Origin of the sequence: Aureimonas phyllosphaerae (genome assembly GCF_900113065.1) — a bacterium.
Taxonomy (GTDB): Bacteria; Pseudomonadota; Alphaproteobacteria; order Rhizobiales; family Rhizobiaceae; genus Aureimonas; species Aureimonas phyllosphaerae.
In genome coordinates, this window is sequence record NZ_FOOA01000043.1 from 1 (window position 1) to 13650 (window position 13650).

The window sequence follows — 13650 nt, forward strand, 5'->3', positions numbered from 1 at the left end:
GGCTGTAGCGCGTAGAGGCAGTCATCCAACGGCAGCAGCGTGTGTCGTCGAAACGCGACGACCATCGCCTCCTCGGCCTCGCTCAAGGTTGTCGATCGCGGCTCCTTCGGCCCGGTTTTCCTGTCCTCCAGGGTCTGGCGTTTGCGCCACTTGGCCACCGTCTTCGGATTGATGCCGAGCTCCCGGCTCAGCGTCGCGAGCGAAGCCTCCGATCGCTGTATTGCTGCTCGGATGGCGTGCGTGGTCGTGGCGCTGCCGTGACGAACCTGTCCCATAGGGCATCCTTCCATTCTACGGAAAGGATCACACCATCAAACCCTGGGATCAAACAGCTAGAGGTTCAGCTCAACCTGCAGGCCATCATAGGCGGGCTGGACCGATGGGGGCACAGCTCGGCTGACGGTTTCATAGTCCAACGGCGTATGCATATGCGTCAGGATCGCCCGAGGCACGCCAAGGCGCTCGATCCATTCGAGCGCCTGTGACAATGAGAAATGGCTCGGATGCGGACGATGCTGGAGAGCATCCACCACTAGAAGCTCCGCGCCATCGATCACGTCGATCGCTTCAGGCGGGAAGTCGGATACGTCACTGGAATAAGCCAGAGGACCTATACGGAAACCGAGCGAGTGGATGCTGCCATGGGTCTGGGCATACGGCCGGATCGTCAACGGGCCGGCCGGCCCTTCGACGACGAAGGGTTCGGCCGCTGCGATCGGCTTGTACCGGACGATCGGAGCATAGGAACTCCCGGGCGGCGTCCTGAAGCAGTAACCGAAGGCCTCGAACAGGCGTGCGTACGTGTCGGCGTCGGCGTAGAGATCTACGAGCTTCCTGTGATCGATAACATAGCCACGAACGTCGTCGAGACCATGAATATGGTCGGCGTGCGGATGCGTGATCAGGAGGCCGTCGATCCGCGTGACGCTTGCTGCCAGCATCTGCTCGCGAAAATCAGGGCCGCAGTCGATGACCACGCGCGTGACATCGTCGCCGTCAACAAGTTCGACCATGGCCGAACAGCGGGTGCGGCGGTTACGGGGGTTGGTCGGATCGCAGTTACCCCAGTCGCCGGTGATCCGCGGCGTTCCCGGAGATGACCCGCATCCAAGGATCGTCAGGCGAAGATGCCGGGCCATCAGCGCGGGCTCAAGCGAGGATCCGGTACCTTTCGGAAGAGCCGGAAGAAGTTGGCGGTCGTCTCGCCGGCGAACGCGTCGAAGTCTTTCCCCAACGCGTCTGCCAAGGCCTCGGCAGTATCGCGCACGAAGGCCGGCTCGTTCCGTTTGCCGCGGTTGGGAGGCGGTGCAAGATATGGCGCATCTGTCTCGACGAGGATCCGCTCGGGCGGGACCGACGCTGCGATGCTGCGCAACTCACCAGAATTCTTGAAGGCAACGATGCCTGAGAAGGAGACGTAACCACCAAGTTCGATCCCGACCTCGGCAAGACGTCGACCTGCCGTGAAGCAGTGAAGAACGAAGGGGAAGGCCCCCTTCCCGGCTTCGTCGCGGAGAATGCGATCGACATCGGCATCGGCGTCGCGAGCGTGGATCACGAGCGGCAGTTTCGTCTCGCGAGCCGCTTCGATATGACGGCGGAAGACACGCTCCTGCCGGTCATGCGGTGCGCGATCGTAGTGGTAGTCCAAGCCAGCCTCGCCGATCGCCACGATCTTCGGATGGGACGACAGTGCGACGAGAACGTCAGCCGGCACTTCCTCCTCGTCGGCCGCATTCAGCGGATGCGTTCCGATCGAGGCGTAGACGCAAGGAAAGCGTTCGGCGACGCCAAGCACCCGGTCGAGGTTCGACACCTGCGTGCAGATGCTCACCATCAGGCCAACACCTGCGGCATTGGCGCGGGCGATCAGCGCTTCGCGATCCCCGTCGAAATCCGGGAAGTCCAGATGACAGTGGCTGTCGACGAGTTTGAAATCAGACATCAGGCCTCGTCGGCGACTGGTTCGACGTAGCGCGGAAAGACGCCGGCCGGCGCCGGAAGCGGCCGTCCAGCTCCCAGCATGAAACCCTGGTCGAGACGCTCAAAGCGCCGCTCCTCATCGGGAACACCAAGCAAGTCGAGGAGCTTGGCGATTGATCCGGGCATGACCGGCTGAAGCAGGATCGCGACGCGACGCAGAACTTCGGCCGTGACGTAAAGAACCGTTCCCATACGCGCCGGATCGGTCTTTCGCAGAACCCATGGCTCTTCGCCGGCGAAGTAGCGATTGGTCTCGGACACGACCGAAACAATGGCGGCGAGGAGGACGTGGAGTTCCTGCCGGTCCACCGCTGCACGGCAACGCTGAAGCAGTTGGCCGCTGGCCGCCAGAATGGCCTCGTCCGCCTCGGTGAATGCGCCGGGCGTCGGCAGGAAGCCGTCGCAGTTTTTCGCGATCATCGAAAGCGAGCGTTGCGCCAGATTGCCGAGATCGTTCGCGAGCTCGGAGTTCATCCGTCCGACGATCGCTTCGTGCGAATAGTTTCCGTCTTGTCCGAAAGGCACCTCGCGGAGCAGGAAGTAGCGCACCGGGTCGAGCCCATAGGCGGAAACGAGCGCGTTCGGATCGATCACGTTGCCGACCGACTTCGACATCTTCTCCCCGCGATTGAACAGGAAGCCGTGCACGAAAACGCGCTTGGGAACCGGCAGCCCGGCCGACATGAGGAATGCCGGCCAGTAGACCGTATGGAAACGGGCGATGTCCTTGCCGATGACGTGAAGATCGGCAGGCCAGAACCCGGCGCGATCGCCACCATCGGGAAAGCCCGTGGCGGTCAGGTAGTTGGTCAGCGCGTCGACCCAGACATACATGACGTGCCGCTCGTCGCCCGGCACGGGAATGCCCCAATCGAAGGTCGTGCGGGAGATCGAAAGATCCTTCAACCCCGAGCGGACGAACGAGACGATCTCGTTCCGGCGTTCCGCAGGACCGATGAAATCGGGGTGCTCGTCGTAATGCGCAAGCAGCCGATCGGCGAACTGCGAAAGGCGGAAGAAGTAACTCTCCTCCTCGACCCACTCGACCGGCGTGCCCTGCGGACCGAGCCGCTTGCCGTCTTCCGCAAGGCGCGTCTCGTCCTCGGCGTAATAGGCCTCGTCGCGGACGGAATACCAGCCGGCGTAGGAGCCCTTGTAGATGTCCCCCGCTTCCAGCATGCGACGCCAGATTTCCTGGCACGCCGCGCGGTGGCGGCCCTCGGTCGTACGGATGAAGTCGTCGTTCGAGCTGTCGAGAAGACGGCCCATCTCCCGGAACTTCGCCGAGTTCTGGTCCGCGAGTTCGAGCGGCGAGATGCCGAGGTTTCGAGCCGTCTGAAGCATCTTGATGCCGTGCTCGTCGGTTCCCGTCAGGAACAGGACATCGAAGCCGTCGAGACGCTTGAAACGGGCGATCACGTCCGTCGCGATCAGTTCGTAGGCGTGACCGATATGCGGACTTCCGTTCGGATAGGAGATCGCGGTCGTCGTGTAGAATCGTTCGGCCATCGTATTGCTTCTGCCCGGATCGTATCGAGATGGGAGATAGCCCATCGGCTCGCCGCGCTCAACGAAGGTCGACGTGGCGCATAGTTAGGATGCTTCGGCCCGAAGCGAGCGGTAGCGGTCGAGGAAGCTGAGGATCGCCTGCTTTCGATCGAGATTGTAGGCGGCAGCCTCTCGAAAGCGCGCCTGCTCCGAAAGGCAGAAGCCCGCAATCGCTGCGCCCTCCCGCGCCCTGCCCTTCGACGCCGCGTCGGCGGCCAATTCGGCAAGGCGGTCGCAAAGACGATCGCGGAAGAGGTCGAAGGCGACCTCCCGGCCCTTTTGCTGCAAACCGTCTAGAAGGGCGTGAACGGCCTGCCAGTCCTGATCGACGCTTCCCAAGATCCGGTCAGCCTCGCGCAGAACGTCGACGCCGCCCCCCTGTCGGAGAATGACGGCCTGACGCAGGCTTCCCCGCGCCAGATCGGCGACGGCTGCGAGGTCATCGCCGCCAATGTCCGGCAGGAGGCGCTGCGTGGCCGTCTTCAGGGTCTGCGTATCCAACCCATCGATCCGCAACGTCCGGCAACGCGAGCGAATGGTCGGCAGGATACGCCCGGGTGCATGGTTCGTGATCAGGAAGATCGATCGCGCCGGCGGTTCTTCGAGAATTTTCAGCAGCGCGTTGGCAGCGTTCCGGTTGAGATCGTCGGCCGGATCGAGGATCGCGATCCGCCAACCGGGTGTTGCTGTGGATCGAAAGAACCCTTGAAGCCGGCGAATTTCATCGACGGTGATCTGCGTCTTGTATCCGCCCCGGTCCGCCTCGGCTCGCTGGATATGAATGACATTCGGATGGGCTCCCGACGCGATCTGACGGATGATCGGATCTTCGGCATCGAACGCTACCGTCTGCTCTTCGCCGGACGTCCAGGGCACCCCCACGAGATGGCGGGCGAAGGCGAAGGCGAGGGTCGCCTTGCCGACTCCACGAGGCCCCTGAAGCAGCCACGCGTGGTGCATGCGTTCGCTTTTCGACGCCGCAACGAGTTCCTGCCACTCCCGCGTATGACCTGCGAGAAACGGCGTGGCGGCCGGTGGCGGTATGCCGTCGATGTCGTCGTGGGAAGGGCGAACGTCCATCGAGTTCAGGTCGACCGCCCGCCGCGCCGACCAAGCTCAGGCATGCCTTCGAGGCCGAAGCGCTCCACCACGATGCGCTCGATGCGGTCGGAAATCTCGTCGACCGATCCGCCCCCGGCTACGACGACGCAGCGGTCCGGTTCGCGAGCCGCAATCTCCAGAAACGTCTGCCGCCGGCGCTGGTGTATGTCCGAGCCATCCTTCTCGAACCGGTCTGCGGCCTCCGCCTGCCGGCGCGCCGAGATACGCTCCTGGCTGACAGCGCTGTCCACGTCGAGAACAAGCGTCAGATCCGGGCGAACGTCCGATGTGGTGGCGGCTTCGAGTTCGGCGAGAAACGTCTGGTCCAGGCCGGGGACGGATCCCTGATAGGCGCGTGTGGAATCCAGGAAGCGGTCGCACAGGACGAAGGCACCATCGCGCAGGGCAGGCGCGATCACGGTGCGGACATGGTCGTAGCGCGCCGCCGCGAAAAGGAGTGCCTCGGTCTCGACGCCGAGTCCCTCCGCCGCGCCGGACAGGACGATGTGCCTGATCGCATCGGCGCCCGGCGAGCCGCCGGGCTCGCGCGTCGTCACAACCGGCAGGCCGCGCGCCTCCAAACGAAGCGCCAGCCGCGCCACCTGCGTGGACTTGCCGCTGCCGTCCGGGCCTTCGAACGTGATGAGGCGACCGCGTCGGGGCGCGCCGGCAGCATCCGCAACCATGTTCAAAGGCTCCGTATCCAGCCGAAGGCCAGTTCCTGGATAGCGTCTGCCGCCCGCCCCGCGAACGTGCCCTCGGCAACGTCCTCTCCCGCATAGAGATCGCGCTCCAGCGAGAAACGGTCCTCGATGCGCAGTTCAATCCGGCCGATCTTGTCCCCCCGGCGAACCGGTGCCTGCAACGGTGTGTCGTAGCGAACCTGCGCGGTGACCCTGTCGGCATGCCGCTTCGGAATCTGCGCCACGAGATCGCTATCCAGCACCAGCGGCACGGATGCCGCCAGCCCGCCGAAAACCGGCGCGGATGCCACCGGCGTACCGGCTGGGAAGATCGTCTTCTCCTCGAATGTCGACGCTGCCCAGTCGGACAGGGCGATCGTCTCCCTCAGCCTGTTCTGCTCCTTGTCGAGCCCGGCGAGCGCCAGAATGGTGATCCGACCGCCCTCGCCTTCCACGACCCCAACGATCGAGTAGCCGCCTTCCTCCGAGAATCCGGTTGCCATCCCGGTCGCGCCTGGCTTGGCCGTAAGAAGCGTGTTCCGATTGCGCTGAAGGATCTTGTTCCATTCGAAGTCGGGCTGCGCGTAGAGAGCGTAGCGGTCGGGGTACGTCAGGCGCACGTGCCGTGCGAGGATCGCCATGTCGCGGGCCGTCACTTCCTGCCCGCCCTCAGGCAGTCCCGTCGGATTGACGAAACGACTGTCGACCATCCCGAGCGCCTTCGCGCGTTCGTTCATCCGCGCGGCAAACGCCGCTTCCGATCCGTCGAGCCCTTCGGCAATGATGATGGCGGCGTCGTTGGCCGCCTGGACGACAAGACCGCGCTCCAACGCTTCCACCGGTACCAAGGATCTTACGGCGGCAAACATCGTCGCGGTGCGCGACGGCGCCCCGCCCGTTCGCCAGGCATGATTGGACACCGGCATGGTGGCGTCTGGCGCGATCCGTCCCGAGGCGAGCGCTTCGAACAGAAGCTCGGCCGTCATGATCTTCGCCAGCGATGCCGGCGGAAACGGCGCGCTGCCGTTCTTGTCGAACAGAATTCCCCCGGTCTTCCCGTCCATGATGACGGCGACCTTGGCTGCCGTATCCGGCACGAAAGCCGCATCCGTACCCTGCGCCTGGGCAACGCCGGAGAACCCGATCACGGCGAGGAGCGCCGCGCTCCGCAGAAGACGCAAGGGATGATTCATGAGGTTGCCGGAACGAATATCTGTCCGGTCATAGATAGGGCATCGGAGCTTCGGCGTATATCTCGGCCGAGCCTCTGCCTGTGGGAAGCTCAGGGTTCGTCCGCCCGCACGACGAACGCATCCGAGGCACCGGCATCCCAGATTTCGCGCAGCAGTGCATCGGCATCCTGGCCCGGCCGCATGTTCAGCGACAGCGACACCTTTCCATCCGCGCCCGTCTCGTTCAGATCGGCCCGGCCGTCGGCAAGGCTGGCGACCCGCATCAGCAACGCGACGTCGTCCAAGGCCCCGAGTTCGATCGTTTCCGGCTTAGCGGGCGTGGCGATCATCGACGCCAAGGCACCACGCGCGCCGCCTGCCTGTTCGGCCGGAGCATAGGAAAGAAGCGAGCCACGGGGGACCGGAACCGGCACAGGCGCGTCGGACGCCGCGTCGTAGGTCTCGATCAGGTCCTCGATCGAAGGCGTACGCACCGGGACGGCGCGTGGCACCGGAGCCGGCGTCGAGGCGCGGGGGGCAGAAAACGCCGCCGCCATGAGGAAGGGCGAACGCTCTTGCCTCGAGGCGATCATCACGCCGCTCGGCAGTCCGTCGTTGATCGCCGGCGCATCGCCGGGTCGATAGGACGCCATCAGCATCGGCGTATCGTCGCCCTCGAGCGGCGCGCGGCCGACATACTCGACCTTTACATCGGCCACGCCGTCATGTTGGAAACCCAACATCTCGGCGGCCTTCGACGACACGTCGAGAACGCGATTATGCATGTAGGGGCCGCGATCGTTGACGCGCACGAGCACTGAGCTTCCGGTCTTCTGGTTGGTCACGCGGGCGTAGGACGGCAGCGGAAAGGTCGGATGCGCTGCCGACAGATGATACATGTCGTAGACTTCGCCGTTCGCCGTCAGGCGACCGTGAAAGTTCGCGCCATACCATGAGGCAGTCCCGGTCTTGACGTAGCCGGGCTCCTCCTTCGGGTAGTACCATTTGCCGCGAACCATGTAGGGCTTGCCGGTCTGGTCACGGCCGCCGCCTTTGGGCACCTTCTTCAGGCGGGTGACGCGCGGGCTGGCCTTCACCCCGAAGATCTTGGATGTGAAGAACGGCGCATCGCCTTCGGGCGCCAATTCTTCCTGATGGGTCGACGAAGACGTGGACTGGCACCCGGCCAGTGCCAGCGACAATCCGAAAGCGAGACCAAGCCCGATCCTCCGGTCGCGTCCGGCTCCAGCCATCATTCTGCCCCCACCTGTCGCTTCGACGCGCACACCCCGCCGCGTCATCCCCACCATATTCCTCGCAAAACTTACCAACAGATGAAGCGAAAGCAAGTGCAGCCGATTCTTGGCCCTACAGACTACAGAAGATGCCTTGCCGAAATCTTGCCACAATCGAGTCTATTGCGGCCAGAGCCGACGAGATCTCGCCATGAGATTCAAAGGCGACCTCGAAGAACGCTGCAACACCGTGCTGATACTTCGAGATCGCGAAGCGGGCGCCTTTGTGCGACAAAGTCCCACGTCAGGCAAACATGACGCGACGGTGTGCAACCGTCTCTTCACCCTGAAACTATGATGGTCGGATGGGTTCGAGGCATGGCAGCGGACGCCGCGGCTTCAGGCGAAGAACCGGGCCGTCACGTTCCCGCTGATCTCACCGGATGCCTTTCGACGCAGCATCTCGAGGTAGTCCGCCTGGCGAACCTCCTCGTCCGAGCGATCCTCGCCCAGCATGGCTTCGATCTCGCCCAGCGTCCGCTTCAGGCGCTCCGTGAGGGAAGCGATGTCGACCAGTTCCTGCATGGCATCTCCTTTGCGGAGCGAACCCTGCCGCAAACGGCTGGCCTCAGGCTGGCGAGGAGATGATCGTCACGCCGTTTGGCGGCGCAGGAGGCGCCGACCGACGAAGCGACGAGCTCGCTCGATCTCGACGAAGATGACCGGGGTGATGAAGAGCGTCAGTGCCTGGCTGACGAGAAGACCACCCACCACCGCGACGCCGAGCGGCTGCCGGAGTTCGGATGAAACACCGGTTCCGAGTGCGATGGGCAGGGCACCGAGGAGCGCGCAGAACGTCGTCATCATGATGGGTCGGAAGCGCCGCAGGCAAGCCTCCCGGATCGCGGCTTCCGGCCCCTGCCCCTCTTCGCGCTGCAGTTCCAGGGCCACGTCGACCATCATGATCGCGTTCTTCTTGACGATGCCGATCAGCATCAGAAGTCCGATGACCGCGATGATCGACAGATCAAAACCGAACCACTGCAGGGCGGCGAGCGCGCCGAAAGCGGCGGACGGCAGGCCCGACAGGATCGTCAGCGGATGAATGAAGCTTTCGTAGAGGATGCCGAGGACAATGTAGATCACCAGCACGGCGGCGCCGATCAGCAGCCCGAGATTGCCGGTCGCCTGCTGGAAGACCTGCGCGGTGCCTGCGTAGCTCGTGGACACGTTCGACGGCAGCTGAAGCTGAGATTTGATGGCCTCGACGGTAGCGGTCGCCGTGCCGAGCGATACGCCCGCGGGCAGGTTGAACGACAGGGTGACCGCCGTCAGCTGTCCCGTCTGGTTCACGGTCACGGGACCCGCCTCGCGCGACAGCGTCGCAAAGGCCGCCAACGGGACCAGCGTTCCGTTGGCGGCCGGCACGCGGATCGCCGCGAGACGATCGTCGGTCCAGGCGCCGCTTTGATCGTATTCGAGAATGACGTCGTAGCTGTTTCCGGTCGATTGAATCTGTGCGGCCGTAAGGGTACCGAATCCGGCCTCGAGTGCGGTCCGCAGGCCGGCGGGATCGACGCCCAGAGCGTCCGCCCGGTCGCGGTCGACCTTGATCCGCTCCTGAAGACCGTTGTCCTGAAGGTCGGTCGCGACATCGACGAAATGCGACGGGTCGGCACGCATCGCGTCGAGGATCCGAGCCGACCACTGCCGTGCGGCACCAGCGTCCAGCGACTGGACGACCAGCTGATACTGGCTCTGCGTCGACCGCCCGCCGAAGCGCAGACTCTGCACGGGCGTCGCGAAACTTTTCAGGCCCGGTACGGCGCCGAGTTCGCGGCGGAGCGAGGAGAGCGTCTGTTCGATCGGCGGCCGCTGATCCTTCGGCTTCAGTTGCACGAACATCGAGCCGGAATTGAACGTCGCGCCGCCGGGCCCGGCTTCGAGCGTCGAGGTGACGAACGAGACCGCCGGATCGGCCTTCACGGCAGCGGCCGCCCGCGCCTGAAGGGCGGACATCGCCGCGTAGGAAATGTCCTGGCGGGCCTGCGTCGAAATGGTCAGGAGACCATTGTCCTCCTGCGGTAGGAACGAGCGCGGCAGAGTCGCCATCATCACGGCCGAAGCCGCGAAGGACAGGACGAACACGGCCATCACGAAACCGTTGCGGTGAAGGCACCAGTCCACCATGCGCCCATAGACCGCCGCTGCACGGTCGAACCCGCGCGTGAACGAGGCCGCAAGACCTGAGGTAGGCGCATGAGTGGCCGGCAGGCGGGCTGCCAACATGGGCGTCAGCGTCAGAGACACGACGGCCGACGCAAGAATTGCGAGCGCCACGACGACGCCGAACTCGTTGAGGACTCGCCCGACGACACCACCCATAAGCAGGATCGGCAGAAACACCGCCACCAGCGACAGCGACATCGAGACGATTGTGCCGGACACCTCTCCGCTGCCCTGCAGGGCCGCCTCCATCGGCGAAGCGCCGTCCTCAACATGTCGCACGATGTTCTCGAGCATAACGATGGCATCGTCGACCACGAGACCGACGGACAGCGTCAGTGCCAGAAGCGACAGGTTATCGATCGAATACCCGAGGAGGTACATCGCCCCGAACGTGGCAACCAGCGACAAAGGGACCGTAATGGCCGGGATCATTGTCGCGGAAAGCCGCCCGAGGAACAGGTAGATGACGAGGATGACGAGAAGGATCGTCAGCCCGAGCGTCTGCTGCACGTCGTCCACCGCCGCGCTGATCGACACGGAGGCGTCGTTCACCACCTGCAACTGCACGGAAGCCGGTAGCGCCGCCTGAAGTTCGGGCAGCTTCGCCTTGATTGCGTCCACGACCTCGACCGTGTTTGCGCCCGGCTGACGCTGCACCGCGAGCACGATCGCGGGCTTTCCGTCGAGCCAGCTTCCCTGATTAAGGTTGTCGACGCTGTCCTCGACCTTCGCGACATCGCCGAGGCGCACGGGCACGCCGTTCGGTCGCGCGATCACGAGCGTTCGAAACTCGTCGGCGTTGGTGCGCTGCGTCGGCGCGTCCACGGTCAGCGCCTGCCCTCCGGTCTGAATGGTGCCCACCGGCGTCTGGCTGTTCGCCGCGGCGAGGGCGGTCGACACCTGCGACATGCTGAGCGAACGCGCCGCGAGCTTGTCGGGATCGACCCCGACGCGCACGGCGAAGGTCTTGGCGCCGTAGACCTGGGCCTGCGCCACGCCCTGGATCGTCGACAACGCCGGGGAGATCAGATTCTCGGCGAGGTCGTCGACTTCGGTCAGCGGCGTTCCCTGCGACACGAGGTCCAGAAGCAGGATCGGTGCGTCGGCCGGGTTCGCCTTCCGGTAGCTCGGAGGCGTCGTCATGTTGTCCGGCAACTGACGCGTGCTGCGCGCGATCGCGGCCTGCACGTCCGCAGCGGCCGCGTCGATATCGCGCGACAGGACGAACTGGATCGTGATCTGCGTATTTCCGAGCGACGACCGAGCCGTGATCGTATCGATGCCGTCGATCGTCTCGAACTGCTTGATCAGAGGCGTCGCCACGGCGCTGGCCATCGTATCGGGCGACGCGCCTGCAAGCTGGGCGGACACGCTGATCGTCGGATAGTCGGCCTGTGGCAGCGCCGCGACGGGCAGCAACCGGTAGGCGGCGATACCGGCCAGAAGGACCGCCAGGCACAAGAGGAGCGTCGCGACCGGCCGGCGGATGAAGGTCGTGGAAATGTTCATCGCGCAGCCGTCGCATCAGCGGGTGGCGTCGGCGTCGTCTGGTCGCCGCCGGGTGCGGCCGCAGTGTTAGGTTTCACCTTGGCGCCATCGGTCAGGGCGCCCTGCCCCTCGACCACCACGGTATCCCCAGCGGAGATGCCGACCGTGAGACCGGTTCGGTCGCCGACCCGAAGCGCGACGTCTACCTTTCGGATCGAAACCGTATCGTCGGGATTGACGAGGTAGACGACGTTCCCATCCTGTCGCGGCTGCACGGCAACCGTTGGAACGACGACGAGACCGCTTCTCTCGCCCGCCTGCACCACGGCCGAGAACGCCTGCTTGGCGACAAGCCGGCCGTCCGGATTGTCCACCGTGGCCCGCAGCGAGATCGAGCCGGAAGCCGGGTCGACGGCATTGTCGATGAAGTCGACCTTGCCCGACAACGCGTGGTTCGTATCGCCGGCCGGACGCAGCATCACCGTCAGCGTTCCCTTCGCCAGACTGTCCTGCAGAAGCGGAAGGTCGCCCTCGGCGAGCGTAAAGGCTGCCCGTACGGGCGAGACCTGCGTCAGCGTTACGATCGCGGCGCCCGGCGTCACGAGCGCGCCAGGCGAAACCTGGAACGCTCCGAGGCGCCCGTCGAACGGCGCAATGATCTTCAGCTTGTCCAGCGCGACCTGATCGGCAGCGAGCGTTGCCTTGTCGATTTCCAGGACCGCTGCGGCCGATTGCGCCGCGCTGCGCGCCGTATCAGCCTGCTGTGCGTCCACGGCACCCGACTTCAGAAGTGCCTCGGCTCGTTGCAGATCGCGCTGCGTCTGATCGAGCGTTGCCTGGTCCCGGGCGATGGCGGCTTGATCCTTCGCAATCTGCGCGCGCGCGGCGCGGTCGTCGAGGGATACCAGGAGGTCACCCTGCCGGACGACCGCGCCGTCAGGTACGGCGATCGTCGCGACGGTTCCGGTGACTTCCGAACTCATCACCGTCGAATTGACCGGCTCGACCGTGCCGATCGTGTCACGAAGGATGGGCAACGAAGCGCTCACCGCCTGCGCGACATCCACGGCAATCGGTGCACCACCCCCATTCTGTTGCCGCCCGTGTCCATTGCCGCCCCTGGCGGTATCCGCCGTCCGAGAACTCGACAGCCATGACGCCAGGATCGCCGGTGCGTACGGCGCGAGACGGTCACGCTCGAACCCCGCGACGGCCAGGAGAACGACACCAATGAGGATCAACCAACGCAGCATGCTGGACCTGCCCCCATACTCGCCATGACATGCGAAAGCAGAGACCTGCGACTAAGACCGCCGCACGCTTCACCAACAAGTGAAATCGCGGCAAGGATCGTCCACTCCGAAGGGATGGGAGGTAAAGCGGCGGAACGTCGCGGAGGGGGTGGCGGATGGGGTGAGATTCGAACTCACGGTACGGTTCCCCGCACGGCGGTTTTCAAGACCGCTGCCTTAAACCACTCGGCCACCCATCCAAGCCTTGATTTCGTTAGCGAATTTGGCCTGGCGGAGCGCCTGATAGGCGGGTCTGCTACCGGATTGCTACCGAACGGCTTTAGGCCTTCGGCTTTACCGCCTTGCGCACGGCAGCGTCAACAAGTTCGGCGGCGCACGCGCCCATGCCCGGCATCGTGTGCTGATACAGATCGATCGTGATGCCGATGCGGCTGTGACCGAGACGCTCGGAAGCCACCTTCGGATGAACGCCGGCCGCAAGCATCTGGCTCGCGTGCGAATGCCGCAAATCGTGGTAGCGGATCCGAGGTAGGTCCGTCTTGGCGAGAAGCCGCACCCACTCATGCGTCAGGGAGTTCGGCTGTAGCGGCTGGCCGTCAATCTGGGCGACGACGAACGCATCTTCGTCCGGCCGCCTCCTGGCCTGCGTCCAACAGGTGGCCCGGTTCAAATCTAATGCATGGTGGGCTTGCCGGCGACGTTTAAGATGGCCGGCGAAGCGGGTTGGGGTGGCGCAGCCGGCCACGGCACGACGGCTGGTGCCGGCGGGCGGTAACCCAGGCTCGAGTGCGGGCGTTTGGTATTGTAGTGCTGACGCCAACCTTCGATGACGATGCGCGCCTCCGCAAGGCTGTAGAAGATCTCGCCGTTCAAGAGTTCGTCCCGAAGCTTGGAGTTGAAGCTCTCGCAGTACCCGTTCTCCCAAGGGCTGCCCGGCTCGATGAATGCGGTCCTGGCG

13 protein-coding genes and 1 tRNA gene are annotated in these 13650 nt (G+C 64.6%); all 14 read right to left on the reverse strand.

Features of this window, described 5'->3' with window-relative positions; translation table 11 throughout:
* Window positions 1–275 (reverse strand): transposase (locus tag BM175_RS21835; protein WP_483073372.1); only part of this gene is annotated, 275 nt, incomplete at its 3' end.
* Between the two features lie 57 nt (window positions 276–332).
* Window positions 333–1139 (reverse strand): MBL fold metallo-hydrolase, encoded by an 807-nt coding sequence (locus BM175_RS21840; RefSeq protein WP_090966883.1) that lies wholly within the window; start codon window positions 1137–1139, stop codon window positions 333–335.
* Window positions 1139–1945, reverse strand: a complete 807-nt coding sequence (locus BM175_RS21845; RefSeq protein ID WP_090966885.1) for a TatD family hydrolase — start codon at window positions 1943–1945, stop codon at window positions 1139–1141. Before BM175_RS21845 ends, BM175_RS21840 begins: the two co-directional genes overlap by 1 nt.
* Window positions 1945–3492, reverse strand: a complete 1548-nt coding sequence (gene metG, locus BM175_RS21850) for a methionine--tRNA ligase (RefSeq protein WP_090966887.1) — start codon at window positions 3490–3492, stop codon at window positions 1945–1947. Before metG ends, BM175_RS21845 begins: the two co-directional genes overlap by 1 nt.
* An 84-nt stretch (window positions 3493–3576) precedes the next feature.
* A complete protein-coding gene (locus BM175_RS21855; RefSeq protein WP_090966889.1) occupies window positions 3577–4611 on the reverse strand; it encodes a DNA polymerase III subunit delta' in 1035 nt (344 codons plus the stop codon).
* Window positions 4612–4616: 5 nt separating this feature from the next.
* Window positions 4617–5318 (reverse strand): dTMP kinase, encoded by a 702-nt coding sequence (tmk, locus tag BM175_RS21860; RefSeq protein WP_090966891.1) that lies wholly within the window; start codon window positions 5316–5318, stop codon window positions 4617–4619.
* 2 nt (window positions 5319–5320) lie between these two features.
* Window positions 5321–6496: a D-alanyl-D-alanine carboxypeptidase family protein gene (locus BM175_RS21865; RefSeq protein ID WP_244546122.1), complete on the reverse strand. Its 1176-nt coding sequence runs from the start codon at window positions 6494–6496 to the stop codon at window positions 5321–5323.
* Between the two features lie 101 nt (window positions 6497–6597).
* Complete coding sequence (locus BM175_RS23335; RefSeq protein WP_342029327.1) at window positions 6598–7896, reverse strand: septal ring lytic transglycosylase RlpA family protein; 1299 nt, start codon at window positions 7894–7896, stop codon at window positions 6598–6600.
* 225 nt (window positions 7897–8121) lie between these two features.
* Window positions 8122–8307, reverse strand: a complete 186-nt coding sequence (locus BM175_RS21875; RefSeq protein ID WP_090966897.1) for a hypothetical protein — start codon at window positions 8305–8307, stop codon at window positions 8122–8124.
* A gap of 66 nt (window positions 8308–8373) precedes the next feature.
* Complete coding sequence (locus tag BM175_RS21880) at window positions 8374–11460, reverse strand: efflux RND transporter permease subunit (protein ID WP_090966899.1); 3087 nt, start codon at window positions 11458–11460, stop codon at window positions 8374–8376.
* Entirely contained in the window at window positions 11457–12692 is a 1236-nt protein-coding gene (locus BM175_RS21885; protein WP_090966901.1) for an efflux RND transporter periplasmic adaptor subunit, read from the reverse strand. The genes BM175_RS21880 and BM175_RS21885 overlap by 4 nt, the downstream gene beginning before the upstream one ends.
* Window positions 12693–12841: 149 nt before the next feature.
* Window positions 12842–12931: transfer RNA gene (locus BM175_RS21890), tRNA-Ser, on the reverse strand.
* Between the two features lie 80 nt (window positions 12932–13011).
* Window positions 13012–13362 carry a tyrosine-type recombinase/integrase gene (locus BM175_RS21895; protein ID WP_210185826.1) on the reverse strand — a complete coding sequence of 117 codons (351 nt, stop codon included), beginning with the start codon at window positions 13360–13362 and terminating at the stop codon, window positions 13012–13014.
* A 2-nt stretch (window positions 13363–13364) separates the two neighbouring features.
* On the reverse strand, window positions 13365–13650 hold a 286-nt coding region (locus tag BM175_RS21900), incomplete at its 5' end, for an integrase core domain-containing protein (RefSeq protein WP_139224762.1).

Excerpts from the sequence above, each read along its gene's own strand:
- BM175_RS21840 (WP_090966883.1), bottom strand. The coding sequence starts at position 1,139 with ATGGCCCGGCATCTTCGCCTGACGATCCTTGGATGCGGGTCATCTCCG.
- BM175_RS21845 (WP_090966885.1), bottom strand. The coding sequence starts at position 1,945 with ATGTCTGATTTCAAACTCGTCGACAGCCACTGTCATCTGGACTTCCCG.
- metG (WP_090966887.1), bottom strand. The coding sequence starts at position 3,492 with ATGGCCGAACGATTCTACACGACGACCGCGATCTCCTATCCGAACGGA.
- BM175_RS21855 (WP_090966889.1), bottom strand. The coding sequence starts at position 4,611 with ATGGACGTTCGCCCTTCCCACGACGACATCGACGGCATACCGCCACCG.
- tmk (WP_090966891.1), bottom strand. The coding sequence starts at position 5,318 with ATGGTTGCGGATGCTGCCGGCGCGCCCCGACGCGGTCGCCTCATCACG.
- BM175_RS21875 (WP_090966897.1), bottom strand. The coding sequence starts at position 8,307 with ATGCAGGAACTGGTCGACATCGCTTCCCTCACGGAGCGCCTGAAGCGG.
- BM175_RS21880 (WP_090966899.1), bottom strand. The coding sequence starts at position 11,460 with ATGAACATTTCCACGACCTTCATCCGCCGGCCGGTCGCGACGCTCCTC.
- BM175_RS21885 (WP_090966901.1), bottom strand. The coding sequence starts at position 12,692 with ATGCTGCGTTGGTTGATCCTCATTGGTGTCGTTCTCCTGGCCGTCGCG.